We start from the raw sequence: 25,835 nt of genomic DNA, 5'->3' as shown, positions 1-25,835 counted from the left end.
GCTCCCATGTGCAGTCCGGCGCTGACGGACCTTCGCTTCCTTGATAGTGAGCAAGCGGGGCAGTTCAGCCGGCCCGGACGATCTGCATCGTCTTTCCGATTGCGGAAGACGTGTCCCGCCCGGCCCATTCGATCGAGCGATCCATGTCACTTCAGAACCGCCGTACGCTTCTTCTCGGGGCCGCGACGAGCCTCGGGCTCGCCAGTCTGCCGGGCCGCGCCCTGGCTCAGACCTTCGACGGCTTCGACGACGACCGCCTCTATCAGGACGGCAACGGCCAGCTCTACCGCCGCCGGGGCGGGCAGTACGTTCCCTATAACGGCCGCGTCAGCAACGGCCGCCCGGTGCCCGATTCGCAGACCGACCTCGACGCGGAGGCCTATGCCCGCCGCCGGGCCGAGCGCACCGGCGAGCCGCCCGCCGCGGAGGCGCCCAACCAGACGCCGCGCCAGCAGCAGGCCGGCTATCCGGTGCCGCCCCAGGAGCCCGACAACGGCCCGATCGACTACACCCGCGCCTACGCGGCGATCGCCAACGAGCCGTTCCCGGTCCAGGCGATCCCCTACAAGAAGTTCAACCCGGTCTTCCTGCGCCAGGAAGTGGATTTCCGCACCGCCGAGCCGCCGGGTACGATCGTGATCGATCCGCGGGCGCACTTCCTCTACCTCGTGCTGCCGAACGGCCGGGCGCGGCGCTACGGCGTCGGCGTGGGCAAGCAGGGCTTCTCGTGGTCGGGCACGGCCACCGTCAATTCGAAGCAGGCCTGGCCCGATTGGTACCCGCCCAAGGAGATGATCGCCCGCCGGCCGGACCTCGCCCGCGAGGTCGACAAGCTCCAGAGCGGTCTCGGCGTGCCGGGCGGCTCGCGCAACCCGCTCGGCGCCCGGGCGATGTATCTTTGGCAGAACAACAAGGACACGCTGTTCCGCATCCACGGCACGCTGGAGCCGCACTCGATCGGCAAGAGCGTATCCTCGGGCTGCATCCGCATGATCAACCAGGACGCCATCGACCTGTTCAACCGGGTCGAGGTCGGCGCGCGGGTGGTGGTGCTCGGCTGATCGCGCGGTAGTTTCCTCGCCTGGAAGAGCCTGCTGCCGTCGGCGGCGGGCGCCCGGTTCGAGGAAACGTCATGGTCGATCTGATTCCGCGCGAGCATCTCTTCGGCAACCCGACGCGGTACGGACATCAGATCAGCCCGGACGGGCGCCGCCTCGGCTGGGTGGCGCCCTTCGAGGGCGTGCTCAACGTCTGGTCTGCGCCGGTCGACGATCTCGACGCCGCCACGCCCGTCACGACGGACCGGCGCCGGGGCATCGACGCCTTCGCCTTCGCCTATGACGGGCGCCACCTGCTCTACGTGCAGGACGCGGACGGGGACGAGAACAACCACCTCTACGCCGTGGACCTCGCAACGGGTGAGCGGCGCGACCTCACGCCGATCCCCGGCATCGCCGCCGGGATCGTGGGCCTGAGCCGGATCGTGCGCGACCGCGTGCTCGTGGCGATCAACGACCGCGATCCCCGCTTCCACGACCTGCACAGTATCGACCTGGCCACCGGCGAGCGCAGCCTGGTGGTCGAGAACCCGGGCTTTGCCGGCTTCCTGATCGACGAGCGCTACGCGGTGCGCTTTGCCTTCCGCAACCATCCCGACGGATCGAGCGAGCTGCTCGCCCGCGACGGCGCGAACTGGAAGCCCTGGCTCACCTTCCCGGCCGAAGACGCCCGCGTCTCGGGCGCGGAGAACCTCGACGCCGCCGGCACCGCCCTGTTCTGCCGCGACAGCCGCGGCCGCGACACGGCGGCGCTGACCCGGATCGACCTCGCGACGGGCGAGACCCGCGTGCTCGCCGCGCATGATGAGGCCGATATCGGCGCGGTGCTGCAGGACGCCGAGACGCACGAGCCCGTGGCCTACTCGGTCACGCATGCCCGCAAGTCCTGGCACGTGCTCGACCCGCGCTTCGCCGACGACTTCGCCTTCCTGGCGACGCAAGACCTCGGCGACTGGTATCCGGCCAGCCGCACCGAGGACGATGCGATCTGGATCGTCGTCGCCCGCGCCGACACGCGCGTCGGCGAGGCTGCGCTCTACGATCGCCGGGCGAAGACGCTGCGCTCCCTCGGCAGCGCCCGGCCCGAACTCGACGGCGCGCCGCTGGCGCCGATGAGCCCGGCGATCATCCGCTCCCGCGACGGCCTCGATCTCGTCTCCTACCTCACCCGCCCGCTCGACGCGCAGGGGCCGGGCCCGCTGGTGCTGCTCGTCCATGGCGGACCCTGGGGGCGCGACAGCTTCGGCTTCGACGGCATCCACCAGTGGCTGGCCAACCGCGGCTACGCAGCGCTGAGCGTCAACTTCCGCTCCTCGATCGGCTTCGGGAAAACCTTCCTCAACGCGGGCGACCGTGAATGGGGTCGGCGCATGGACGACGACCTCAGCGACGCCGTGGCCTGGGCGGTGGCGCAGGGCGTGGCCGACCCCGCCCGCGTCGCCATCATGGGCGGCAGCTACGGCGGCTACGCCACCCTGATGGCGCTGACCCGCAACCCCGATTCCTATGCCTGCGGCATCGACCTCGTCGGCCCGGCCAATCTCGAGACGCTGGTGCGGACGATTCCGCCCTACTGGGAGGCGATGCGCGCGCAGCTCCACCGCGCCATCGGCGATCCCGACACCGAGGAGGGCATGGCCCTGATCCGTGAGCGCTCGCCGGTCTACTTCGCCGATCGCATCAAGGCGCCGCTCCTCATCGTGCAGGGCGCCAACGACCCTCGGGTGAAGCAGGCGGAATCGGATCAGATGGTCGCCGCCATGGAGCGCGGCGGCATTCCGGTGACCTACCTGCTCTTCCCCGACGAGGGCCATGGCCTCGTGCGACCGGCCAACCGGCTGGCCTTCTTCGCCCGCGCCGAGGCCTTCCTGGCGCGCCATCTCGGCGGGCGCAGCGAGCCGATCCGCGAGGCCGAGTCGGCGGGAACGACGATGCAGGTGGTACGGGAAGGCTGACGCCGAAGGCGCCTCGCTCGCATGCGGCCGAGGCGCCCGTATTGCTTCGCCCCACGCCCTGCGATGACGACGGAGGCCGTCCAGCGATCACCGCTTGTTGGCCCGGTTTACACCTCGGACCGTCGTCGCGAGCGTCAGCGAAGCAATCCGGCGGCGCGCGTTCTCCGGATGGTGCTGAGCGGGACGGCTTCGCTTCGCCATGACGGAGACGAGGCAGAGGCGATCGGCCGGCGCCGCGTGGTACGCGTCCTCGCGGAGCCGAAGCGAACCGGCACCGCGGCAGGATCAGAGATGGCCCCGGCAGCGAACCCGCCGACACGGCCGCTCCTCATGCGTCGAGCGTCTGCTCGTCCTCGTCGTCGATATCCACAAGGAAGACGATGTCGGCCTCGTCCTCGTCGTCCGAGCCGTCGCCCTCGGCGGCGTGCTGCTCGTCGGGCTCGAAGTCGCCCTCGCCGTCATCGGCGGCCAACGCGTCCTCGAACTCCTCGACCTCGTCCTCGGTGGACTTGCGCACGGTCAGCGCCGAGGTGCCGTTCCAGATCGGACGGCCATCGATCGTCATGGTGCGGATGTCTTCCTTGAAGCCATCGCAGGTGAACAGGTCGCGGGCGGTCGCCTCGTCGCCGTTGATGACCGCGATCGCCGTGCCGTCGATCTCGAGCGTGAACATCGGGAACATCCTCGGAAGAGGGGAAAGCTCCACGGGCCGGTGAACGGTCCGCGCGGGAAACCCGGACCGGGGCGGCCGGGTTCGGCGCGCTTGTAGGACGCGCATGCGGGATTCGTCGATGGGCGAAACGCGCGCGAAGGCGCCGTTCGGTTTCAGGTGCCGCTGCTGCCGCGGGCGATGGCCCGCTTGACCACCGCCTGCACCTCGCGGTTCGACAGGAACAGGTCGTGATTGAACAGGCCGCCGCCGTAATCGGAGGCATCGGCCACCCGCACGCCCAGGGCCTCCAGGCGCTCCCGGTCGGCGGCGCCCGCGCGGACCACGCCGCCGGCGATAGCGCCGGAGAGTTCGAGCGCGCGGTCGTTGGTCGCCGAGATCACGGTGATGCGCTTGGCGTCCGGCCCGAGCCGCTCGACGCCGTTGGCGAACAGGTCGATGTCGATGTCGGGGGCGGCGAGCACCACCGCGCCGATGCGAGCGATGGCCGCCTCTCCGGCCTCGACCCGCAGCATGCGAAGCGTCTCCAGCGTCAGGAGCGTCCCCATCGAATGCGCGACGATGTGGATGCGCCCGCCGCTCGGCGTCGTCGTCAGGGTCTTGAGCAGATCCTCGAAGGCGTCGCGCGACCACAGCGCGCTCTCGCGGTCGTAGCCGTAATCGAAGGTCGCCGCGGCCGAGGGCCAGGTGAACAGGGCCGAGGCGCCGTTGAAGCGGATGCCGTCGGAGAGCCGCGCGGCGCTGATCGCGGCGGATTCGAAGCTCTCGCGATAACCGTGGACGTAGATCAGCACGTCGCGCCCGAAGGCCGACTGCGCGAAGGCGGCCGCCGCGCCCGGCCCGCTCGTCACCTCGCCCACGGAGCGGATGCCCCAATCGCCGCCGACCACCGCCGAGACCTTGCCGATCAGCGAGCGGTCCGGCGCCGACATCCGCGCCTCGGCGAAACTCAGGCCCCGGCCGCGCTCCGAGCCGAAATAGGGCGCTCGCGGCGGGCTCCCAGAGGCCGGCCGGCGCGTGGTGGCGACGAGGAGGACGGGGCTCACGTCGAGCGCCGACTGCGTCTCGGCGACCGTGCCGGTAGCGAGCCCGTCCATCACGCAGGCCGAAAGGCCGGGGGCGAGGGTGGCCACACCGCCAAGACCCATCAGGCGAAGCAGGGAGCGGCGGGTCGCGTCGGAGGGCTGCATGGCCGGTGGTGGTCCCCGAAAAAGCCCGCCCCGGTGGCGATCCGGCGCTGGGCGATCCTCCTTCGCCCACGATCTTGGCCGTGGCGGGGCACGAATGGGGCTTTGAGCACTCGACGCCCGCGCAGCGTCCCGGCATGAAGGGGCCATGAGCGCGACCCTCCCCGACATGGATCAACTCCGCGAGCGACTTTTGGCCGGCGACCGCGCGGCGCTCGCCCGCGCCATCACGCTGGCGGAATCGCGCCGGGCCGACCACCGGGCAGCGGTGCGCGACCTCATCGACGCGGTGCTGCCGCAGACCGGACGGGCGATCCGCGTCGGCATCACCGGTGTGCCGGGCGTGGGCAAGTCCACCACCATCGACGCGCTCGGCTCGCAGCTGACGGGTGCCGGCCACAAGGTTGCGGTGCTCGCGGTCGATCCCTCCTCGACCCGCACCGGCGGCTCGATCCTGGGCGACAAGACGCGGATGGCCCGCCTCGCCATCGACCGCAACGCCTTCATTCGGCCCTCGCCCTCCTCGGGCACGCTCGGCGGCGTCGCGGCCAAGACCCGCGAGACCATGCTGCTGTGCGAGGCGGCGGGTTTCGACGTGATCCTCGTCGAGACCGTGGGCGTCGGCCAGTCCGAAACGGCGGTGGCCGACCTCACCGACTTCTTTCTCGTGCTGATGCTGCCGGGGGCGGGCGACGAGCTTCAGGGCATCAAGAAGGGCATCCTCGAACTCGCCGACATGATCGCGGTCAACAAGGCCGATGACGGCGAGGGCGAGCGCCGGGCGAACGCCGCGGCCTCCGAGTATCGCGCCGCGCTCCACATCCTGACGCCGCCCTCCGCCACCTGGACGCCGCCCGTCGTCACGATCTCGGGCCTGCACGGCAAGGGACTCGACGCCCTCTGGAGCCGGATCGAGGACCACCGCAACCGGCTCACCGCCACCGGCGAGATCGCGGGCAAGCGGCGCGAGCAGGACGTGAAGTGGATGTGGGCTCTCGTCCACGAGCGGCTGCACCAGCGCCTCGTCGGCAGTGCGGAGGTCCGCAAGGCGACCGCTGAGGCGGAGCGGGCGGTTGCCGGCGGCGCGCATTCGCCCGCGGCGGGGGCCGATGCGATTGCCACGCTCATCGGCCTGTGAGCCGACTTCTCGTCACCGGCTTCGGTCCGTTCCCCACCGTGCCGGACAACCCGAGCGGGCGCCTCGCGCGACGGCTCGCGGCGCTGCCCCGCCTGCGCCGGATTCTCGGTGAGGCGCCGGACTGCCTCGTGCTCGATACCCGCTACGCGGCCCTCGAGGCGCAGCTCGCGCCGGCTCTGGCCGCCAAACCCGGCGCCGTGCTGATGATCGGGGTCGCGGCCCGGCGCCGCCGTGTCTGCGTCGAGACCAGGGCGATCAACCGGGTCAGCCGGTTGTTTCCGGATGCGGACGGGACGGTAGGCCGGCGGCTCAGCGTCCAGCCGGATGGCCCCGCGCTGCGCCCGAGCCCGGCGGCAGCGCAGGTGCGGCGCGCCATGAGGCGGGCCGGGCTCGATGCCGCCGCGTCGCGGGATGCCGGCCGCTACCTCTGCAACGCCTCGTACTATCGGGTTCTCGCCGAGGGCTGCCCGGCGGTCTTCCTCCACATCCCGATGCCGCCGCGCACGAAGCGCCCGCAAGCCGGGGGAGGGCGCCGCCGCCCCGCCCTCGATCTGTGGGCGGAGGCGTTCGCGGAAGCCGCGCGGGTGCTCGCCCTGCGCAGCCGTATGACACGACCCTTCGGCTAGGCGGTCAGGCCCAGCCGCGCGCTGCGAGCTTGGCCTCGTAGGCATCGATCGCCGGAGCCTTCTGGTCCAGCGTCAGGCCGATCTCGTCGAGGCCGTTGAGCAGGTTGTGCTTGCGGCCCTCGTCGATGTCGAAATGCAGCGTGCCGCCGTCCGGGCCCTTGATAGTCTGCGCGGCCAGATCGATCGTCAGCGTGGCGTTGGAGCCGCGCTCGGCATCCTCGAACAGCTTCTCCAGATCCTCGGGCGAAACCACGATCGCGAGGATGCCGTTCTTGGCGCAGTTGTTGAAGAAGATGTCGGCGAAGCTCGTGGAGATCACGCAGCGGATGCCGAAATCGGCCAGCGCCCAGGGCGCGTGCTCGCGCGAGGAGCCGCAACCGAAATTGTCACCCACCACCAGGATCTTGGCGTTGCGATAGGCCGGCTGGTTGAGGACGAAGTCCGGGTTCTCCGATCCGTCGTCGTTGTAGCGCATCTCTGAGAACAGGCCTTCGCCGAGCCCGGTGCGCTTGATCGTCTTGAGGTACTGCTTGGGGATGATGCGGTCGGTGTCGATGTTGATGATCCGCATGGGCGCGGCGACGCCCTCAAGGGTCGTGAACTTGTCCATCGCTCTTCTCGAAATCGTCGTGCCGGCCGGCGATACTGAGACCGGTCCCGCTCGACCGCCTTCTAGCAGCCCGATCGCCCAGCCGGTAGTCGAGCCCGTCGCGCGATGTTCCGCACCGCACCGGGTTTGCGCTATGACGAAGGGAATCGCTCAGCGAGGATCGCGACACGCCGATGGCCGAAACACCCGACACCTTCAAGAAGGCGCCCAAGCGCAAGCCCTCGAAGGGCAAGAGCGTCGCCGTCTCGGCCGAGATGCGGCAGGCCTACGCCGACCTGATCAAGGAGCGCGAGGACAAGGAGCAGGCCTATGGCCGCCACCTGCGCAAGGACGAGCCCCGCCGGTGACGGCGCGGGCCCTCACACCGTCCTGAGGGCCGGCCCGCGACGGACGAAGCCGACGATGTCCTTGACGGCATCCAGCGTCGGCGCGGCGATGGAAGCGGCCCGGTCCGCACCGTCGGCGAGCACCGAATCGATGTAGGCCGGATCGGCGACAAGGCGCTTCATCTCGGCATTCACCGGTGCCAGCATCTCCACGGCGAGTTCGACGAGTGCCGGCTTGAAGCTGGAGAACTGCGCTCCGCCGAAATCCTTCAACACCTCCTCGCGGGTGATGCCGCGCAGGGCCGCGAAGATACCGACGAGGTTGTCGGCCTCCGGGCGCCCGGCGAGACCCGCGACCTCGGAGGGGAGGGGCTCCGGGTCGGTCTTGGCCTTGCGTACCTTCTGGGCGATGGCATCGGCGTCGTCGGTCAGGGCGATGCGCGAATAATCGGACGGGTCCGATTTAGACATCTTCTTGGTGCCGTCGCGCAGGGACATCACCCGGGCCGCCGGCCCGCCGATCAGCGGCTCGGTGATCGGGAAGAACTGCTCGCCGTGGCCGTGGGCCTGGATCGACTGCGCGAAGTCGTTGTTGAACTTCTGCGCGATGTCGCGAGTCAGCTCGAGGTGCTGCTTCTGGTCTTCGCCCACGGGCACATGCGTCGCCCGGTAGGCCAGGATGTCGGCGGCCATGAGCACGGGATAGTCGTAGAGCCCGATCGAGGCGTTCTCCCGGTCCTTGCCGGCCTTGTCCTTGAACTGCGTCATGCGGTTGAGCCAGCCGAGACGGGCCACGCAATTGAAGATCCAGGCGAGTTCGGCGTGCTGCGGCACCTGGGACTGGTTGAAGACGATGGAGCGCTTCGGATCGATGCCGGCGGCGAGGAAGGCGGCTGTCACCTCGCGGATCTGTCCTTTGAGCGCCTGCGGGTCCTGCCAGAGGGTGATCGCGTGCAGGTCGACCACGCAGTAGAGGCACTGCGCGTCCCGTTCCTGCATCTCCACGAAGCGCTTGATGGCGCCGAGATAGTTGCCGAGGTGCAGGTTTCCGGTCGGCTGGACGCCGGAGAAGACGAGTTCGGTGAACGCGGCCATCGGCGCGGGTCCCTGGAGAGAAGGTCCGGGCCGAGGCGATCTCGCATCCCGCTTGAAGCGGCGGTTACTGGCACCGGCGGCAGCGGCCGGTCAAGCAGGAGGGGACGAGGTTGCACGTCCCGTTCGGCCGGTGCCGGCGTTGCAGCGAAAGCCAGATCGACGACCGGGCTCCAATCACACTTGCGGCCGACCGTCTTCTGCATCCAGACACGGTCCGCACACCGTCGATGAGCGTGGATCGACCGTCTGGCGACTATTCACACGGCCTCGGGCACATTGACGGCCAGCACTGTCAGCCGTTTGAGGGCGCCCGAGCGGGTTTCCCAATCGATCGACTGTCCCATGCTCAAGCCGATCAGAGCTGCCCCGATCGGCGTCAGGACGGAGATCTTGCCCTGCTCGATGTCGGCCTCCCCGGGGTAGACCAGCGTCACGGACTGCGTTCTGCCCGTCGCGTCGTCGCGAAAGTCCACCCGGCTGCCCATGCGCGTGAACTCCCCCTTAGAGGACCCTCCGCGGACGATCCGAACCCGGTCGAGTTCGTCCAGAAGAAATGAAGCGACCTCCGGCACGCGATCCATTGCGCTCGCCGCCAGCCGCGACAAGCGTTCATGATCATCGGCCGTCATCTTGATGCGCGGCTTCACCGGAGCGTGGGCAACCTTTGCCAAAATCCAAAATCCTTGAGAAGTCGTTGTCGTACAGCGCGATCATGATGCTTTGGATCGCCATCATCCTTTGCAGGAAAATGGAGATCACTCTTAATTTTCGCTGAGACCAACGAACACGAAGATTTCTTACGCGAAAGTAGAAAGCGCGCTGGGCGGACGCGATGCCATGTCGTGCGCGGAGATGAGCTCTTTCGGTTCGTTTGGCGTCTCGACTGCCGCCGATACGCCGGCCGGTCCGAGGCTAATTGCCCGCGACCAGATTCCCTGCCCGAAGCAGGATGCGGCTGAAACACACAGTTTTGCGCATGATGGCCTGAGCATCAGCGAAGTTGATGCTCCTGTCAATTCGCCGGGACGAGGCAATTGCGAACGCGCTGTGCCGAAAAACTGTTCTTCTCAGCATGCTTGACACCCGCACGGCTGAGCCTATGCTCAGCTGGATTATGCCGAACCATCTTCAAAGCATTCGTCTTCTAGGGCGGGCGGGCAGCCTGCAAGCAGGCCTCTAAGCCCTGAAGCTTGGCCGGCCTGACGAGAAAGGCGCGGCCCGCTTCAGGGTCAATCTCCAGCATTTCTTCCTTTTCGACGCGCAGGTCTCGACTGGACTGCAACGTCATCCACTCTGCGCGGCTTGGCCGTGCGGAGCGGTCCCGCTGTGAGGTGTCAGAATGGGCTTTGTTCAGAAACTCCCGCCGATCACGCTTCCGAACCACGATTTCGATCGGCTCGTTGCTTTTGGTCTTGCTGCGTATCAACGCGGCGATCCAAACGCCGATCTTCTTCTTTCGGAACTCGAACGTGCGGCTTACCGTGGCGCTCCCACGCCCTCGGAGGAAGTCGCGGCCATCAGTTGTCGAGTGAGCTATCGGCTCAACGACGAGCCGATGGTCCATACGCGTCGTCTTGTACATCCAAGCACTCGGATCGGCTTGGAAGAGGACATCTCAGCGGCAAGCCCGCTCGGGATAGCCCTGCTCGGTCTCAGGCGAGGAGACCGCATGCCGTTTCGCGACAGCGCTACGGGACGCGAACACCTCGTCGAAATCGCCGATGTCGGGCCGCCCCGCTCCACGGGTGACGCGGTCCCGCCCAGGCCGTTCGATCGTCTTCTGCGCTGATCGTCCACCGACGCGCAGCCGAGCGATCGGGGTCAGTTCTTGGTCGTATGACCCGTGCTGGGTGCGGCCGGAGTCGCGAGGCGGCCCTCACCGGCTTTGTTGATGTACTGGCTGGCAATGAAGAGTCCTTTGAGCGGCCGGATGACCGGCACGCAGGCCAGCAGGAGCAGCGGGAGTGTCACGACCGCGTGGATCCAGAGCGGCGGATCGTAGGCAAGCTCCAACCAGATGCCGAAGGCTGTGACGGGAAAAGCCATCGTCATCATGATGAAGAAGGCCGGCCCGTCCGCCGGATCAGCGAAGCGATAATCGAGGCCGCATGCCTCGCAGCGGGGCTTCAGGGTGATGAAGCCGTCGAAGAGTTGTCCTTCGCCGCAGCGAGGGCAGCGGCAACGCAGCCCAACGGACAGCATCGATTGATTGGTCGCACTTTGCATCGCCCACATTCCTGATCCGGCCGCCAAATCCAGCCATTACGAAGCAGCGTCTTGCACAGTCAGAATGTATGGGATACAAACCCATACATTCAGGGATGAATTCCGCTGCCTTCGGGGAAGTTCCGAAGGCGTATCCGCGCCGAATTCGATGCCTCAGATATATGTATGCATACATTGCCGTGAGAACAGGGGTCAATGACGGAGACCTGGAGCCCGACAATCTCTGGTGACGCAGGGCCGAAATACCGAGCCATCGTCGACGCTCTGGCGGAGGACATCCGCGCCGGTCGCCTCACGCCGGGCGTACGCTTGCCGCCGCAGCGCGCACTGGCCAAGCAGCTCAACGTCGATCTCACAACGGTCACGCGGGCCTTCAACGAGGCACGCCGAATGGGATTGATCGATGCCACGGCCGGCAGGGGCAGCTTCGTTCGCGAACACCTGCCCAACCCCGCGGAGGTACGCAGGCCGGACCCGTCCGGGAGCGTCGACTTCAGCATGAACATGCCACCCCAGCCGATCGCGGCGCGTCTGGCGAAGCGTATGGAAGCGGGCCTGTGTCGCCTCGCCGGTTCACCGGGCTTCCTCGACCGGATGCAGTATCAGGAAAGCGCCGGGAACATGGCTGACCGGGCCGTGGCGGCACAGTGGCTCGGCCGACGGCTCGGGTCCTGTTCGGTGCAGCGCGTCCTTGTGGCGGGTGGCGCCCAGGTCGTCCTGGCTGCCGTTCTCGCCGCCATCCTCAAACCGGGCGACGCGCTCTGCGTGCCGACCCTGACCTATCCCGGCCTGCGTATGCCCGCCGAGCGTCGTGGCGTACGCCTCGTTCCGGTGAGTTGCGACGAGGACGGGCTCGACCCAGACGCGTTCCTTAAAAGCTGCACGGCCGACGGGCCGCGGGCCTTGTACGTGGTGCCGACGCTCGACAACCCGACCACCGCAACGCTGCCGAAGGCGCGCCGTGAGCGTATCGCCGAGATCGCGCGCACGCACGGCGTCGCCATCATCGAGGACGACGCCTACGGCCTGCTGCCGCCGGAGGCTCCCGCTCCCATCGCGGCGCTGGCCGGCGACATCACTTGGCACATCACCACGCTGTCCAAATGCGTCAGCCCGGGCCTGCGCATCGCCTACGTTGCGGTTCCAGGGACGAACGAAGCTGTCCGGCTCGCCGCGGAACTGCGGGCCATCGACATGATGGCCCCGCCCCTCACGGCCGCGCTCGCCTCGCACTGGATTGCCGAGGGCGAACTCGATGCCATCGTTGCCGCCATCCGACAGGAGAACGGCCTCCGGCAGGAGGTCGCGCGCGAGGTGCTGCGGGATCTCGATGTCCGGGCGCACCCCTATGGTCACCACCTCTGGCTCCGGCTTCCAGAGCCCTGGCGGCGAGGTGCGTTCGGCGCGCATGCCCATCAACTCGGGTTGTCCGTCGTCCTGAGCGATGCCTTCGCGGTCGGCCCTGCGCCGGAGGCGATCCGTGTCTCCTTGGGGGCGGCTCGCGATACGGAGACGCTGCGCTATGGCTTGAGCCTCCTGGCGACGTTGCTGGCGCATCCGCCCGGCGCGATTTCCACGGTCGTCTGACGTGACAACCTCATCGCGCAAGCGGGAACCTTCGGTCAGCCGTCGGCGCCGGCTCGTTTGGCTGCCGCGGACACGGGTCCCGGCCACCTTCTTCGGCATGGTCCTGGGGCTCTGCGGCCTGGGCAACGGCTGGCGCACGGCCGCTCGCCTCGATCTGTCCCCGGCCTGGGCCGGAGAAATGCTCTCCCTCCTCGGCGTTGCGGTCTGGGCGGCGTGGCTGGCCCTCTACGCCGCGCGGTGGCTGAACGACCGGGACGCAGTTCTCTTCGAGTTGCGCGACCCGACATCCGCGTTCTTCGCCTCGTTGGCTCCCGTCGCCACCATGATCGCGAGCGTGGGCCTCGCGCCGCATTGGCCGGGAGCGGCATGGGTGATGGCCTTGGCCGGGCTGACCGGGACGACGCTCTTCGCCGTCTGGGGCGTGGGAGGGCTCTGGATGGGCGACCGCGCCTTCGAGGCGACGACACCGATCCTCTACACGCCCACGGTCGGCGGAGGCTTCGTGGCGGCCATCACCTGCGCCACCTTCGAGATGAAGGAGCTGGGCCTTCTCTTCTTCGGCGCCGGTCTCCTGTCATGGCTGACGCTGGAATCCGTCATCATCCATAGGCTGATCTTGCAGACTCTGCCCGTGCCGCTTCGCGCCTCGCTCGGGCTTCACCTGGCGCCGCCCGCGGTGGCCTGCGTCGCCTATCTGGCGGTCACAGACGGACCGCCCGACCGACTTGCCCAGATCCTCTTCGGCTACGCCCTCCTGCATGCCTTGGTCATGGTGCGGCTGGTGCCCTGGCTGCGCAAGCAATCGTTCTCGCCCGCGGCCTGGGCGTACACGTTCGGTGTCTCGGCCCTCCCGCTCGCCGCATTGCGCCTCACGGAGCGCGGATTGGACGGACCGAGCGCGTCTCTGGCCGTTCCGCTGTTCGCCGCAGCCAACCTCATCATCGGCTGGATCGCAGCCAGGACATTCGTCCTGTTGCTGCGCGGCAAGCTGCTGCCTGTCCGAAATCACTGAACGCTAAAGGCAGGCGGCACGGCCCGGCGATCCAACCGAGCCCAACGGCGTCGGGCGCCCCGGGCCGCGCCTCATCAAAGGGGCGGCCCGTCGCCACGCGCAAACGGGAACCGCGTGCAGCTTCACAGGCGACCTTCGCCTCGCTGCCCTTCTCGTTCGATCGCGTGACGACAGGCCCAGTATCACGACATCGCAGATGTCTCAGAACACCTGCGCCGCGCCCTCGCCCCGCTTCGGAGCCCCCGGCACGCCGGCCTCCGCGTCCGCCTTGTCGGCGGCGCGCTTGTCCAGCGCCCGCTCCACCACCTTGGCGAGCCCGACCATGATCTTGTCGAGTTCGTAGTCCTTGGGCGTGTAGACGGCGGTGACGCCCATGTTCTTGAGCACCAGCTCGTCCTCGGTCGAGATGATGCCGCCGACGACGACCGGCACGTGGTCGAGCCCGGCCTCGCGCAGCTTGGCCTTCACCTCGCGCACCAGCGGCACGTGGCTGCCGGAGAGCACCGAGAGGCCGATGACGTGGGCACCCCGCTCCTTGGCCTTGGCGACGATCTCGGTGGGGGTCTGGCGGATGCCGTCGTAGGTCACGTCGAAGCCGACGTCGCGGGCACGCAGTGCGATCTGCTCGGCGCCGTTGGAATGGCCGTCGAGGCCCGGCTTGCCGACCACGAGCCGCGGCGTCTCGCCCAGACGCTCCCCGAGATCGGCGATGAGCAGGCGGGCGTCCTCGGCCGCACCCGAGGTGACGGTCTCCAGCGTCACGCCGGTGGGCGCGCGGTACTCGCCGAACACCTCGCGCAGGCGCTGGCCCCACTCGCCCGTCGTCACGCCGGCCTTCGCCGCGGCGATGGAGGGCGGCATGATGTTGGTGCCCGTGCGCGCGGCCTGCTCCAGATCCGCGAGCGCTTGGCCGACCGCGCGGTCGTCGCGCTTCGAGCGCCACTCGCGGATGCGCGCTTCGGCCTCCATCTCCACGGTCTCCGAGACGGTGAAGATCGCGCCGTCGCCGGCCGTCAGCGGCGAGGGTTCGCCCTGCTGCCACTTGTTGACGCCGACGACGATCTGCTCGCCCTTCTCGATCGCCGAGATGCGCTTGGCGTTGGATTCCACCAGCGCCCGCTTCAGCTCGCCCGCCTCGACCGCCGAGACCGCACCGCCGAGCTCGGCGATGCGCGTCAGCTCGGCCCGGGTCTGCTCCTTGAGGGCCGCGACGCGGGACTCGATCACCGTCGAGCCGTCGAAGATGTCGTCGTACTCGAGGAGGTCGGTCTCGAAGGCAAGGATCTGCTGCATCCGCATCGACCATTGCTGGTCCCAAGGGCGCGGCAGGCCGAGCGCCTCGTTCCAGGCCGGGAGCTGCACCGCGCGGGCGCGGGCGCGCTTCGAGAGCGTCACCGCCAGCATCTCGATCAGGATGCGGTGGACGTTGTTCTCGGGCTGCTGCTCGGTCAGCCCGAGGCTGTTGACCTGAACGCCGTAGCGGAAAATCCGCTTTTTGGCGTCGGTGATGCCGTAACGCTCCTGGGCGATCTCGTCCCAGAGCTCGGCGAATGCCCGCATCTTGCAGATCTCGGTGACGAACCGCATGCCAGCGTTCACGAAGAACGAGATCCGGCTGAACACGTCGGAGAAGCTGGCCTCGTCGAAATCGGGGTCGTCGCGCACGGTGTCGAGCACGGCGATGGCGATGGCCAGCGCGTAGGAGAGTTCCTGAACCGGCGTCGCCCCCGCCTCCTGCAGGTGGTAGGAGCAAACGTTCATCGGGTTCCACTTCGGCACGTTCTTGGTCGTGAACAGGATCACGTCCTTGGTGAGCCGGAGGGAAGGCGCGGGCGGAAACACGTAGGTGCCGCGCGAGAGGTACTCCTTGATGATGTCGTTCTGCGTGGTGCCCTGAAGTGCTGCGAGGGGCGCGCCCTGCTCCTCGGCCACCGCGAGATAGAGCGACAGCAGCCACGGGGCCGTGGCGTTGATCGTCATCGAGGTATTCATCTGCGCCAGCGGGATCTGGTCGAACAGGGCCCGCATGTCGCCCAGATGCGCGATCGAAACGCCGACCTTACCGACCTCGCCGCGGGCAAGCTCGTGGTCCGGATCGTAGCCGGTCTGCGTCGGCAGATCGAAGGCGACCGAGAGGCCGGTCTGACCCTTGGCGAGGTTACCGCGATAGAGCTTGTTCGATTCCGCCGCCGTGGAGTGACCCGCATAGGTGCGGATGATCCAGGGTTTGTCGCGCTTGACTTCCGCCACGCTCGCGCTCGCGCTCATTCCACTCGACTCCCTGTCCGATCCGACTTCGCGCTTCGCCCGCGCGGCTTGTTGGCCGGCACCGTAGCGAAGCCGTCCCGCCGCGTCATCTGGGAGAAAGGTCGAGGCCGCCCGCCTCAAGCCCTGGAAAAACTTGGTGCGGTCTTGAAGTGGATTTGTCTTCGATCGATCGCTCCGGGAAAGACCCGTTCAAGGCAGCATCGATAGGGCAGAGTTCATCACGTCTGCGCGAACCCCTCTCGGAGCGGCGACAGATGCAGCCCCCCTATCAGATTCGAACGGCTCCAAGCTCGGCCTCGTGCGTTGGGGCGGCAACGTTCGCACGGCACACCGCTGGTCGCGACGCCTGCCCGCAGAGGCAACGACGAGGAGAGACATGCGATGGCAGACCAGAGCCCGCGATTGACCACGGCCTTCGGGAACCCGGTTTCCGACAATCAGAACTCGCTCACTGCCGGCCCGCGCGGCCCGGTTCTGATGCAGGACTACCACCTCATCGAGAAGATGGCTCATTTCAACCGGGAGCGGATCCCGGAGCGGGTGGTCCACGCCAAGGGCTACGGCGCCTACGGCACCTTCCGGCTCACGAAATCGCTCGCCGAGTTCACCCGCGCGAGGGTACTGACCGAGGTCGGCAGGGAGGTGCCGATGGTGGCGCGCTTCTCCACCGTCGGCGGCGAGTCCGGATCGGCCGATACGGCCCGCGACCCGCGCGGTTTCGCCCTCAAGTTCTATACGGAGGAGGGCAACTGGGATCTCGTCGGCAACAACACGCCGATCTTCTTCGTACGGGACGCGATCAAGTTCTCCGACTTCATCCGCACGCAGAAGCGCGACCCGCGCACCCACCTCAAGCCGCACTGGCGCCGCTGGGACTTCTGGAGCCTGTCGCCCGAGGCGATCCATCAGGTGATGTTCCTGTACTCGGATCGCGGGACGCCGAAATCCGCCCGCTTCATGAACGGCTACGGCTCGCATACCTTCTCGCTCTGGAACGACCGGGGCGAGCGCTACTGGGTGAAGTTTCACTTCCACTCCAAGCAGGGCATCCAGAACTTCACCGCCGACGAGGCCGACGAGGTCGCGGGCAAGGATCCGGACTACTCCGCCGCCGACCTCTCCAACGCCATCGAGACCGGCGACTTCCCGAAATGGAAGGTCTCGGTGCAGATCATGCCGGAACTGGAAGCCGACACCTACCGCATCAACCCGTTCGACCTCACCAAGGTCTGGCCGCACGGAGACTATCCGCTGATCGAGATCGGCGAGATGGAGCTGAATCGCAATCCCGACAATTACTTCGCCGAAATCGAGCAAGCCGCCTTCGAGCCCTCGAACGTGGTGCCCGGCATCGGCTTCTCGCCGGACAAGATGCTGCAGAACCGGGTGCTGTCCTACGCCGACGCCCATCGCTACCGGCTCGGCGTCAACTATCAGCAGATCCCCGTGAATCAGGCCAAGAACGCACCCGTTCAGACCTACCACCGCGACGGCGCGATGCGCACCGACGGCAACCACGGCGCCCAGGTCGATTACGAGCCGAACTCCTTCAGCGGTCCGAAGCAGGACCCGTCCTTCGCCGAGCCGCCCCTGCGCATCCGCGGCGATGCCGGCCGCTACGGCTGGCCCGGGGACGACGAGGATCTCTACGGCCAGCCGCGTCTGTTCTGGACCAAGGTGCTCGACGAGGGCGGCCGCAAGCGGCTCGTCGAGAACATCGTCACCTCGATGGGTGACAGCCCGCGCGCCATCCAGGAGCGCATGATCGCCCATTGGGACAAGGTGCACGGGGATTTCGGACACGGCGTGGCCGAGGGCCTCGGAATCGACAGGGCGCGGGTCGCCGCCGAGTAGTCGTCTCAACGTTATTTTGAATACAGAGGCATTGGCGTCGGCCAGTGCCTCTTTTTTGTGCGGACGAGACAAACCCTTGCCTTTTAGGCCACTTGGAAGGCTGGAAACATCGTGCTTATAGCGTCGGCCAAGGTCGCGCGGATCGATACGCGCGCGCCAGAGATGTGACAGGGAGTGCCACGATGGCTGCAAGCGCAGCGCCGGCCTGGACCGGGCAGACGGCGGAAGCCAAGGACCTTTACGAGCTCGGCGAGATCCCCCCGCTCGGCCACGTGCCTGCCAAGATGTATGCCTGGGCGATCCGCCGCGAGCGCCACGGGCCGCCGGAGGAGTCCCACCAGCTCGAAGTGCTGCCGGTTTGGGATATCGGCGACGACGAAGTGCTCGTCTACGTCATGGCCGCGGGCGTGAACTACAATGGCGTCTGGGCGGGCCTCGGCGAGCCGATCTCGCCCTTCGACGTGCACAAGGGCGAGTACCACATCGCGGGCTCCGACGCGTCGGGCATCGTCTGGAAGGTCGGCGCCAAGGTGAAGCGCTGGAAGGTCGGCGACGAGGTCATCGTCCACTGCAACCAGGATGACGGCGACGACGAGGAGTGCAACGGTGGCGACCCGATGTTCTCGCCGACCCAGCGCATCTGGGGTTACGAGACCGGTGACGGCTCCTTCGCCCAGTTCTGCCGGGTGCAGTCGCGCCAGCTCATGTCCCGGCCGAAGCACCTGACCTGGGAAGAGGCCGCCTGCTACACGCTGACGCTCGCCACCGCCTACCGCATGCTGTTCGGCCACGCGCCGCACACCGTGCGCCCGGGCCAGAACGTGCTGGTCTGGGGCGCCTCCGGCGGTCTCGGCGTGTTCGGCGTGCAGCTCTGCGCGGCGTCCGGCGCCAACGCCATCGCCGTGATCTCGGACGAGTCGAAGCGCGACTACGTCATGAGCCTCGGCGCCAAGGGCGTCATCAACCGCAAGGACTTCGAGTGCTGGGGTCAGCTCCCGAAGGTGAATTCGCCTGAGTACAACACCTGGCTCAAGGAAGCCCGGAAGTTCGGCAAGGCGATCTGGGACATCACCGGCAAGGGCAACGACGTCGACATCGTGTTCGAGCATCCGGGCGAGGCGACCTTCCCGGTCTCGTCGCTGGTGGTGAAGCGCGGCGGCATGGTGGTGTTCTGCGCCGGCACGACGGGCTTCAACATCACCTTCGACGCCCGCTACGTCTGGATGCGCCAGAAGCGCATCCAGGGCTCGCACTTCGCCCACCTCAAGCAGGCCTCGGCCGCCAACCAGTTCGTGATGGACCGGCGCGTCGATCCCTGCATGAGCGAGGTGTTCCCCTGGGACAAGATCCCGGCCGCCCACACCAAGATGTGGAAGAACCAGCACCCGCCGGGCAACATGGCGGTGCTCGTCAACTCCACCCGCGCCGGCCTGCGCACGGTCGAGGACGTGATCGAGGCCGGTCCGCTCAAGGCGATGTAAGCTGCGCTTCGCCTTGCAGGAATGGGCGGAGGGAACGGCTGATCCGACACGCAAGAGCCCGCGCATCCCGAAAGATGCGCGGGCTCTTGGTTTTCAGATCGTCAACGCGTCCGGTTGATGGCCTTCTGCGGCGTACCGATGGTGGTGTGGAACGGCCGCTCGCCGCCGCCCTTTTCGAAGGCGACAATACTGTCGTAGACGTGGATCGCGCCGATGCTACGTCCGATCTCGCTGGTCTTCCGGCCGTGATACCAGCCGTGCATGTCGTCGATGAACGACTTGGTGACCTCCAGGAACGTGCCTTTGCGTCGGTAGCCGCCCTCGTACCCCTTCCAATACGCGGTGTGCAGGTCTTCGGCGACGTAGAGCCCGTCCTGCGCCAGGAGCGGGAACAATGTGTCGAAGCTGATGCGCTGGTGGCTCGCGACGTGGCTGCCGTCGTCGAGGACGACATCGACGCCGCCCATCTCCTGCACCACGGATCGCAGGAAATCGGGGTCGGCCTGCGAACCGATGCGGACCTGCGCGGCGCGGCCGTCGAACACGGCGCAGCGTGGATCGACGTCGATACCGTAGAGGATGGCGTCGGGGCCGAAGAAGCGCCGCCAGAGATCGAGGGAGCCGCCCTCATAGACCCCGATCTCGAGGAAGCGCAGGGGCCGCCCGTCCGGCATGCCGTCCCGGAACGGCGCGAACAGCCGGCTGTAGATCGGCAGGAAGTGGTCCCACTTGTTGATCAGGTGGTCGCCGTCATAGCCGTAGAACAGCTTCGAGAACGGATCCTCGCCCCGCGACGTCACCTCGGCGAGGTCGCGGTAGAACGCGTTGGCGGGGCTGTCGCGCAGGATGCCGACGGATTTGGCGACGGATTTCAGCGTGCGCTTGAGCCGCGGATGTTTGTCGAGGAGTGTTCCAGGCATCGTCATGTCGAGAGGCGACCCGCTGCGGCGACCGGGATCGGGCGCACGAAGCACGGGGCGGCCGGCTGCGTAAAGCCGGCCGGCCCGAACGATTGCGCGAGGCCAGCCGAGCGCGATCCGGCTCGGCGCTCCGCGGCTCAGGCCTCGCCGCGGGCGACGAGCGCCTCGTATTCGGAGACTTCGAGGCGGCCCTCCTTGGCCACCCGCGCCTTGTCCTCGTCGCTGATGACGTCGCCGGCGAGGTCGAGCCGCTTCCAGGCGGCGAGCGGCGTCTCGCGGTCGGGGCGGGGGACGTACTTGTTCTGCTCGAGCTTCCGGTACTTGTGGATGTAGCGCGGGCAGTTCACCCAGATCTTGGTCACGTCGATCTTCACGAGGTACTTCGCTTCCGTGTACTCGGCCATCAGCGGGTCGTCGCGCAGCACCGAGGCATGGCCCTGGACGCGGATACGGTGCGGCGTCTCGAAATCGATGAAGAGCAGGCCGACCTTGGCCTGTCCGGCGATGTTGCCGACCGAGTAGAACATCCCGTTGCCGTCGAAGCCGGGAAACACCAGCGTCGAGCCGTCGAGCACCTTCACGAAGCCGCTCGGCCCGCCCTTGTAGGAGACGGTCGGCATGCCGTCGGGATCGACGGTGGAGAGGAAGAACATGTCGCGCGAGCCGATGAAGGCGGCCTCGTCGGGTTGAACCGTCTCGTGCACCCAATCCTCGTCCAGGCGGACGGCGAGCTTGGTCGTGCCGAATTCCTCTTGGAGCGCGCGGTGCGCCTCCGAGTAGAGCGATGCCATGAGCGTCTCCTCCGTCGCCTCTTTGCCAGGGCCTCCTGGGACGCGGTTCTAAGCCAAGGTCCCGGCATGAGAAAGGCCGGCCACGCTCGCGCGGACCGGCCCTCGAAGACGCTGGCGAAGGCCGAGCGAAGCCCGGCCTCCCCCTCTCGCAGACTCAGTTCTTGGTCTTGTCGACCAAGGCCTTCTCGGAGATCCACGGCATCATGCCGCGGAGCTTGGCGCCGACTTCCTCGATCGGGTGGGCGGCGAGCTTGGCGCGGGTCGCCTTGAACGAGGTCTGGCCGACCTTGTTCTCCAGCATCCAGTTGCGGGTGAAGATGCCCGACTGGATGTCGTTGAGGACGCGCTTCATCTCGGCCTTGGTCTCCGGCGTGACGATGCGCGGGCCGGTGACGTACTCGCCGTACTCGGCGGTGTTCGAGATCGAGTAGTTCATGTTGGCGATGCCGCCCTCGTAGATGAGGTCGACGATCAGCTTCACCTCGTGCAGGCACTCGAAATAGGCCATCTCGGGGGCGTAGCCCGCCTCGACCAGGGTCTCGAAGCCGGCCTTGATCAGCTCGACGAGGCCGCCGCAGAGCACGGCCTGCTCACCGAACAGGTCGGTCTCGCACTCTTCCTTGAAGGTCGTCTCGATGATGCCGGCGCGTCCGCCGCCATTGGCCGAGGCGTAGGAGAGGCCGAGGTCGTGGGCGTTGCCCGACGCGTCCTGGGCGATGGCGATGAGCGTCGGCACGCCGCCGCCCTTGAGGTACTCGCCGCGCACGGTGTGGCCGGGGCCCTTGGGGGCGACCATCAGCACGTCGAGATCCTTGCGGGGCTCGATCAGGTTGAAGTGTACGTTGAGGCCGTGGGCGAACAGGAGCGCGGCGCCCTGCTTCATGTTGCCCTCGAGCGACTCCTTGTAGATGTCGCCCTGGAGCTCGTCGGGGGTGAGCATCATGACGACGTCGGCCTGCTTGGCGGCGTCGGCGACGTTCATGACCTTGAAGCCCTCGTGCTCCGCCTTCTTGGCGGTGGCCGAGCCCTCGCGCAGAGCGATCACGATGTCCTTCACGCCCGAATCGCGCAGGTTGAGCGCGTGGGCATGGCCCTGGCTGCCGTAGCCGACGATGACGACCTTCTTGCCCTTGATCAGGTTCAGGTCGGCGTCGCGATCGTAATAGACGCGCATGGTGATGTCCTCTCCGGTTTGATGGTTTCGGTTCAGGGTTTCGCCTGGCCGTACAGAGCCAGGAACTGCTCGACGGCGCGGGCCGCGTCGCTCTGGATCCCGGCGGCGTCGAGCGCGAGCGCGTCGCCGAGAAGAAGTCGGATCTGGATATCGCGCCCGACCAGACCGAAGAAGGTCCGGAAGGCCGCCTCGCTGTCATCGAAAGCGAGAAGACCGGCTGCGCGGCCTGCTTCGAGCACGGGCTTCACCCGCTCGCCGATGGCGAAGCGCCCGTTGGCGAGCACGATCCCGCCGAGATTGCTCTTGCGCGAACCCGCATCGGCGATGGCGATGCGATTGAGGGCGACCGATGTTCGGCTGGCGATCACCGCGAGCCAGCTCGCGGCGAAATCGCGGAGGATGTCGCGCAGAGTTCCCGCATCGAGGGCGCCCACCGCTTCGCGGCCCGCATGGACGCGCGAGGCCTGCCAGCGCACCGTCGCGACGAGCAGGCCGTCACGGTCGCCGAACCACTTGTAGAGCGTCTCCTTCGAGCAGCTCGCCCGCCGCGCCACCGCATCCATGGTCAGCGGGTCGTCGCCCTCGACCATCAACGACAGGACGACATCCAGCACCGCCTGCTGACGCGGGGAGGGCGTCAGTTGCGGGTGCTCGGTCGCTTGCGTGGCTGTCGGCTGCATGATCCGGTCGAAAAGTGCGTACCGTACGGTACGGTTCGCCCACTAGCGTGTTCCATTCGGCGGCACAAGCGGAGCAGCGGCGAAATCCACGCGCGGCGGCACGAAGCCGACGAAAGGATTCCGCACGGGCGGTCGTCGAACCGCTTTACGAGCGCCCCGCCCCGGCGTATACGGCCCTCCGTCGCCGAGGCGACACCCGTGCCGCCCTCCGCAGGCGGCACGTCGGGGCTCGGGTGCGTAGCTCAGCGGGAGAGCATTCGCTTCACACGCGAAGGGTCACAGGTTCGATCCCTGTCGCGCCCACCACGCCCTTCCACGGTTTCTTCCCCTTACGATTGTCTTCACGTCCGGCTGCACGGGTTTGACCCGATGCCGGCCGCATGGTGATCTTCGCCGCGATTCGCATCGCTCGCACGGAGACGCCTATTGCCGGTCCTCATTCTCGTCGCAACGGTCCTCGCCGGCGTGCTGTTCTGGCTCCTGCGGGCGCATTACACCGTCAAGCAGATCAAGGAAGTCGATCGGGACACCAAGGGGCTGCAGCGGCAGGCCAAATCCGTCTTCGAGAGCCTCGTCGGCACGCCGCTCCAGCGGGTGAACGACGTGCGGCTCGCCGCCGTGATCCTGATGATCCAGATCGTGCGCACCGGCTCTCCGATCACCGCCTCCGAGAAGACCCGCATCCTCGAATTGATGGAGAATCCGCTGGAAATTCAGACGATCTCCGCGACCTTCGAGCGAGCTTGGCGCTACACGCAGGAGCGGCGCCCCTTCTCCCTCGTGGCCGACCCGCTGCTCCCGCTGTTCCGCGGAAAGCTGACCGAGGCCGAGCGGATGCAATTCGTCGACATGCTGACCAAGGTCGCCTCGGCCCATTCCGCGCCGAGCGAGTTGCAGCGCGAGGCGCTGGTGCGGCTCAAGCGGCGGCTGAGCGGCGGCAAGCCGACGCTGGCGACGAACAAGGCCGGCAATTTCGGCTGAGCGTCGACGCCGACGAATCAAAAGGCCGCCCCGAGGGGCGGCCGAACGTCGTTCCCGCCTTCAGAGCGGGATGTTGTCGTGCTTCTTCCAGGGCTGCTCCATCTCCTTGGTGCGCAGCATGCCCAGCGCTCGCGCGATCCGCTTGCGGGTGGAGTGGGGCATGATCACCTCGTCGATGTAGCCGCGCTCGGCCGCCACGAAGGGCGAGAGGAAGCGGTCCTCGTACTCCTTGGTACGCTCGGCGATCTTGTCCGCGTCGCCGATCTCGGCGCGGAAGATGATCTCGACCGCGCCTTTGGCGCCCATCACCGCGATCTGGGCCGTCGGCCAGGCGTAGTTCAGGTCGGCGCCGACATGCTTGGAGGCCATGACGTCGTAGGCGCCGCCGAAGGCCTTTCGCGTGATGATGGTCACGAGCGGCACCGTCGCCTGGCTGTAGGCGAAGAGCAGCTTGGCGCCGTGCTTGATCAGGCCGCCATATTCCTGAGCGGTCCCTGGCAGGAAGCCCGGCACGTCCACGAAGGTGACGATCGGGATCGAGAAGGCGTTGCAGTAGCGCACGAAGCGGGCCGCCTTGCGGGAGGCGTCCGAGTCGAGCACGCCGGCGAGCACCAGCGGCTGGTTGGCCACGAAGCCGACGGTGCGCCCCTCGATCCGCCCGAAGCCGGTGATGATGTTGCGGGCATACGCCGCCTGGATCTCGAAGAAGTCGCCCTCGTCCACGACCCGGCGGATCAGCTCGCCCATGTCGTAGGGCTTGTTGGGATTGTCCGGAATCAGCGTGTCGAGCGACTTGTCGAGGCGGTTGACGTCGTCGAAGCTCTCGATCTCCGGCACGCCCTCGATGTTGTTGGCGGGCAGGAAGTCGAGCAGGCGGCGGATCTGGAGGATCGCCTCGACGTCATTCTCGAACGAGCCGTCGGCGATGGAGGACTTCGTCGTGTGCACCTTGGCGCCGCCGAGTTCTTCCGCCGTGACGACCTCGTTGGTGACGGTCTTCACCACGTCGGGGCCGGTCACGAACATGTAGCTCGTGTCGCGCACCATGAAGATGAAGTCGGTCATGGCCGGCGAGTAGACGTCGCCGCCCGCGCAGGGGCCCATGATGACCGAGATCTGCGGGATCACGCCGGAGGCCGCGACGTTGCGGCGGAACACCTCGCCGTAGCCGCCGAGCGCTGCCACGCCCTCCTGGATGCGCGCGCCGCCGGCATCGAAGATGCCGATGATCGGCGCGCGCATCTTGAGCGCCATGTCCTGGACCTTGACGATCTTGGCCGCGTGCGCCTCCGACAGCGAGCCGCCGAACACCGTGAAGTCCTTGGAGAAGAGGAAGACCGTACGCCCGTTCACCGTGCCCCAGCCGGTCACGACGCCGTCGCCGGAGATTTTCTGCTTCTCCATGCCGAAATCGGTCGAACGGTGCTGCACGAACATGTCGAACTCTTCGAACGACCCGTGGTCGAGCAGGAGTTCGATGCGCTCGCGCGCCGTGAGCTTGCCGCGTTTGTGCTGGGCCTCGAGCCGCTTCTCCCCGCCGCCGAGACGGGCCTGGGCACGACGCTCCTCAAGCTTCTCGAGAATGTCCTTCATGGTGCTGGCGAGACTCCCTGGCAGTTGAAATCGTTTATTGAATGCAGATCTGCCCGCGAGAGCTTGACCTTGCATCGATCGATCGCCCTTAGCACGCGTTTCGGCCCTCGGAAACGGTTCTAAAAGGCCAAGGACCGCTTCGCCCCAGGCCGGCGACGCTTCGCCTAAGCCGCAACCGCTCTCTCGAACCGGGCCGGAAAAGAATGCGGATCGATCCGGTTTCCGTGATAGAACGGGACGTGAACGGACGGCGCGTCGGCGTCGGCCTCGTGCGGGCCGGCCGCGCGGGGATCGGGGCCGAGGCGTCCCGTCGAGGAAGCGAAGATGGCCCTGAAGACCACCTACATCGTCCAGACCTTCGAGGTGAAGCGCAAGCGCCTCGTGCCCGGCGCCAGAGAAGCCACCGCCACCGAGAGCGGCGCGCTGAAGAAGGCGCAGGCGGTGGCCGGCCGCATGCCCGGTGCGGCGGCGCTTCGGATCGTGGCCGACGACGAGACCGGTGAGTTGGAGAGCGCCACGATCCTGGAGGCCTTCGGCGAGATCCCGGACGACTTCGCGGAGCGCCTGCAGGGCGGTTGAACCGAGCCGGTCGAACACGAAACG

Annotated in this window: 25 protein-coding genes and 1 tRNA gene; 13 read left to right on the top strand and 13 right to left on the bottom strand. The window is 67.4% G+C overall.

Annotation, left to right across the window (positions count from 1 at the left end):
• Nucleotides 1–143: 143 nt before the first annotated feature.
• Nucleotides 144–1,061, top strand: a complete 918-nt coding sequence (locus tag BY998_RS16180) for a L,D-transpeptidase (RefSeq protein ID WP_110352642.1) — start codon at nt 144–146, stop codon at nt 1,059–1,061.
• Nucleotides 1,062–1,132: 71 nt separating this feature from the next.
• Nucleotides 1,133–3,013 carry a S9 family peptidase gene (locus tag BY998_RS16175; protein ID WP_110352641.1) on the top strand — a complete coding sequence of 627 codons (1,881 nt, stop codon included), beginning with the start codon at nt 1,133–1,135 and terminating at the stop codon, nt 3,011–3,013.
• Nucleotides 3,014–3,341: 328 nt separating this feature from the next.
• On the opposite strand, the gene BY998_RS16170 is transcribed toward BY998_RS16175, so the two are convergent.
• Both BY998_RS16170 and BY998_RS16165 read right to left on the bottom strand, forming a co-directional pair.
• Nucleotides 3,342–3,686: a hypothetical protein gene (locus tag BY998_RS16170; protein WP_110352640.1), complete on the bottom strand. Its 345-nt coding sequence runs from the start codon at nt 3,684–3,686 to the stop codon at nt 3,342–3,344.
• Nucleotides 3,687–3,838: 152 nt separating this feature from the next.
• Nucleotides 3,839–4,873, bottom strand: coding sequence for an alpha/beta hydrolase (locus BY998_RS16165; RefSeq protein WP_110352639.1), 1,035 nt, complete (start codon nt 4,871–4,873; stop codon nt 3,839–3,841).
• A gap of 145 nt (nt 4,874–5,018) precedes the next feature.
• Here BY998_RS16165 and meaB point away from each other — a divergent pair, with 145 nt between their 5' ends.
• Together meaB and BY998_RS16155 are read left to right on the top strand one after the other, a co-directional pair.
• Nucleotides 5,019–6,008 (top strand): methylmalonyl Co-A mutase-associated GTPase MeaB, encoded by a 990-nt coding sequence (gene meaB, locus BY998_RS16160; RefSeq protein ID WP_110352638.1) that lies wholly within the window; start codon nt 5,019–5,021, stop codon nt 6,006–6,008.
• A complete protein-coding gene (locus BY998_RS16155; protein WP_110352637.1) occupies nt 6,005–6,634 on the top strand; it encodes a peptidase C15 in 630 nt (209 codons plus the stop codon). Before meaB ends, BY998_RS16155 begins: the two co-directional genes overlap by 4 nt.
• 4 nt (nt 6,635–6,638) lie before the next feature.
• On the opposite strand, the gene leuD is transcribed toward BY998_RS16155, so the two are convergent.
• On the bottom strand, nt 6,639–7,244 hold the full coding sequence (leuD, locus tag BY998_RS16150) for a 3-isopropylmalate dehydratase small subunit (protein WP_110352636.1): 606 nt from the start codon (nt 7,242–7,244) through the stop codon (nt 6,639–6,641).
• A 173-nt stretch (nt 7,245–7,417) separates the two neighbouring features.
• Here leuD and BY998_RS24435 point away from each other — a divergent pair, with 173 nt between their 5' ends.
• Nucleotides 7,418–7,591, top strand: a complete 174-nt coding sequence (locus BY998_RS24435) for a hypothetical protein (RefSeq protein ID WP_181425539.1) — start codon at nt 7,418–7,420, stop codon at nt 7,589–7,591.
• 12 nt (nt 7,592–7,603) lie between these two features.
• On the opposite strand, the gene trpS is transcribed toward BY998_RS24435, so the two are convergent.
• From trpS to BY998_RS24780, 3 genes are all read right to left on the bottom strand, one after another.
• Nucleotides 7,604–8,665, bottom strand: a complete 1,062-nt coding sequence (gene trpS, locus BY998_RS16145; protein ID WP_110352635.1) for a tryptophan--tRNA ligase — start codon at nt 8,663–8,665, stop codon at nt 7,604–7,606.
• 257 nt (nt 8,666–8,922) lie between these two features.
• Entirely contained in the window at nt 8,923–9,336 is a 414-nt protein-coding gene (gene rnk, locus BY998_RS16140) for a nucleoside diphosphate kinase regulator (protein WP_110352634.1), read from the bottom strand.
• A 473-nt stretch (nt 9,337–9,809) separates the two neighbouring features.
• A complete protein-coding gene (locus BY998_RS24780) occupies nt 9,810–10,247 on the bottom strand; it encodes a hypothetical protein (protein WP_245421620.1) in 438 nt (145 codons plus the stop codon).
• Here BY998_RS24780 and BY998_RS24775 point away from each other — a divergent pair.
• Nucleotides 10,221–10,454 (top strand): hypothetical protein, encoded by a 234-nt coding sequence (locus tag BY998_RS24775; RefSeq protein WP_245421618.1) that lies wholly within the window; start codon nt 10,221–10,223, stop codon nt 10,452–10,454. The two genes, BY998_RS24780 and BY998_RS24775, sit on opposite strands and share 27 nt — an antisense overlap.
• Nucleotides 10,455–10,486: 32 nt before the next feature.
• Here BY998_RS24775 and BY998_RS16130 read toward each other — a convergent pair whose 3' ends face one another.
• Nucleotides 10,487–10,891, bottom strand: coding sequence for a DUF983 domain-containing protein (locus BY998_RS16130; RefSeq protein WP_110352686.1), 405 nt, complete (start codon nt 10,889–10,891; stop codon nt 10,487–10,489).
• A gap of 195 nt (nt 10,892–11,086) precedes the next feature.
• Here BY998_RS16130 and BY998_RS16125 point away from each other — a divergent pair, with 195 nt between their 5' ends.
• The gene (locus BY998_RS16125; protein WP_110352632.1) at nt 11,087–12,478 is read left to right on the top strand and encodes a PLP-dependent aminotransferase family protein; all 1,392 of its coding nucleotides are present in this window, start codon (nt 11,087–11,089) and stop codon (nt 12,476–12,478) included.
• Between the two features lies 1 nt (nt 12,479).
• Nucleotides 12,480–13,490 carry a dicarboxylate transporter/tellurite-resistance protein TehA gene (tehA, locus tag BY998_RS16120; protein ID WP_280952916.1) on the top strand — a complete coding sequence of 337 codons (1,011 nt, stop codon included), beginning with the start codon at nt 12,480–12,482 and terminating at the stop codon, nt 13,488–13,490.
• Nucleotides 13,491–13,691: 201 nt separating this feature from the next.
• On the opposite strand, the gene BY998_RS16115 is transcribed toward tehA, so the two are convergent.
• The gene (locus BY998_RS16115) at nt 13,692–15,758 is read right to left on the bottom strand and encodes a protein meaA (RefSeq protein WP_110352630.1); all 2,067 of its coding nucleotides are present in this window, start codon (nt 15,756–15,758) and stop codon (nt 13,692–13,694) included.
• 381 nt (nt 15,759–16,139) lie between these two features.
• Between BY998_RS16115 and BY998_RS16110 the strand changes: the two genes are divergently transcribed.
• Entirely contained in the window at nt 16,140–17,612 is a 1,473-nt protein-coding gene (locus tag BY998_RS16110) for a catalase (protein WP_110352629.1), read from the top strand.
• Nucleotides 17,613–17,794: 182 nt separating this feature from the next.
• Nucleotides 17,795–19,093 (top strand): crotonyl-CoA carboxylase/reductase, encoded by a 1,299-nt coding sequence (gene ccrA, locus BY998_RS16105; RefSeq protein WP_110352628.1) that lies wholly within the window; start codon nt 17,795–17,797, stop codon nt 19,091–19,093.
• A gap of 101 nt (nt 19,094–19,194) precedes the next feature.
• Here the strand turns inward: ccrA and BY998_RS16100 are convergent, their stop codons facing one another.
• The 4 genes from BY998_RS16100 to BY998_RS16085 all read right to left on the bottom strand — a co-directional run bounded on the left by BY998_RS16100 (nt 19,195) and on the right by BY998_RS16085 (nt 22,658).
• Nucleotides 19,195–20,013 carry a class I SAM-dependent methyltransferase gene (locus BY998_RS16100; protein ID WP_245421614.1) on the bottom strand — a complete coding sequence of 273 codons (819 nt, stop codon included), beginning with the start codon at nt 20,011–20,013 and terminating at the stop codon, nt 19,195–19,197.
• A 137-nt stretch (nt 20,014–20,150) separates the two neighbouring features.
• Nucleotides 20,151–20,804: a pyridoxamine 5'-phosphate oxidase family protein gene (locus BY998_RS16095; protein WP_110352626.1), complete on the bottom strand. Its 654-nt coding sequence runs from the start codon at nt 20,802–20,804 to the stop codon at nt 20,151–20,153.
• Nucleotides 20,805–20,958: 154 nt separating this feature from the next.
• Nucleotides 20,959–21,978, bottom strand: coding sequence for a ketol-acid reductoisomerase (gene ilvC / locus BY998_RS16090; RefSeq protein WP_110352625.1), 1,020 nt, complete (start codon nt 21,976–21,978; stop codon nt 20,959–20,961).
• Nucleotides 21,979–22,010: 32 nt separating this feature from the next.
• Nucleotides 22,011–22,658 (bottom strand): TetR/AcrR family transcriptional regulator C-terminal domain-containing protein, encoded by a 648-nt coding sequence (locus BY998_RS16085; protein WP_110352624.1) that lies wholly within the window; start codon nt 22,656–22,658, stop codon nt 22,011–22,013.
• A 231-nt stretch (nt 22,659–22,889) separates the two neighbouring features.
• On the opposite strand from BY998_RS16085, the gene BY998_RS16080 reads away from it, so the two are divergent.
• Both BY998_RS16080 and BY998_RS16075 read left to right on the top strand, forming a co-directional pair.
• Nucleotides 22,890–22,964: transfer RNA gene (locus BY998_RS16080), tRNA-Val, on the top strand.
• Nucleotides 22,965–23,084: 120 nt separating this feature from the next.
• On the top strand, nt 23,085–23,639 hold the full coding sequence (locus BY998_RS16075; RefSeq protein WP_110352623.1) for a TerB family tellurite resistance protein: 555 nt from the start codon (nt 23,085–23,087) through the stop codon (nt 23,637–23,639).
• 60 nt (nt 23,640–23,699) lie between these two features.
• On the opposite strand, the gene BY998_RS16070 is transcribed toward BY998_RS16075, so the two are convergent.
• Complete coding sequence (locus BY998_RS16070; protein ID WP_110352622.1) at nt 23,700–25,232, bottom strand: acyl-CoA carboxylase subunit beta; 1,533 nt, start codon at nt 25,230–25,232, stop codon at nt 23,700–23,702.
• A gap of 324 nt (nt 25,233–25,556) precedes the next feature.
• Here BY998_RS16070 and BY998_RS16065 point away from each other — a divergent pair, with 324 nt between their 5' ends.
• Complete coding sequence (locus BY998_RS16065) at nt 25,557–25,811, top strand: hypothetical protein (RefSeq protein ID WP_110352621.1); 255 nt, start codon at nt 25,557–25,559, stop codon at nt 25,809–25,811.
• Nucleotides 25,812–25,835: the final 24 nt, after the last annotated feature.

The organism is Methylobacterium sp. B4 (assembly GCF_003201865.1).
Taxonomy (GTDB): Bacteria; Pseudomonadota; Alphaproteobacteria; order Rhizobiales; family Beijerinckiaceae; genus Methylobacterium.
The sequence above is the reverse complement of the archived record's forward strand: the minus strand, read 5'-3'. Positions and strand labels throughout refer to the sequence as shown.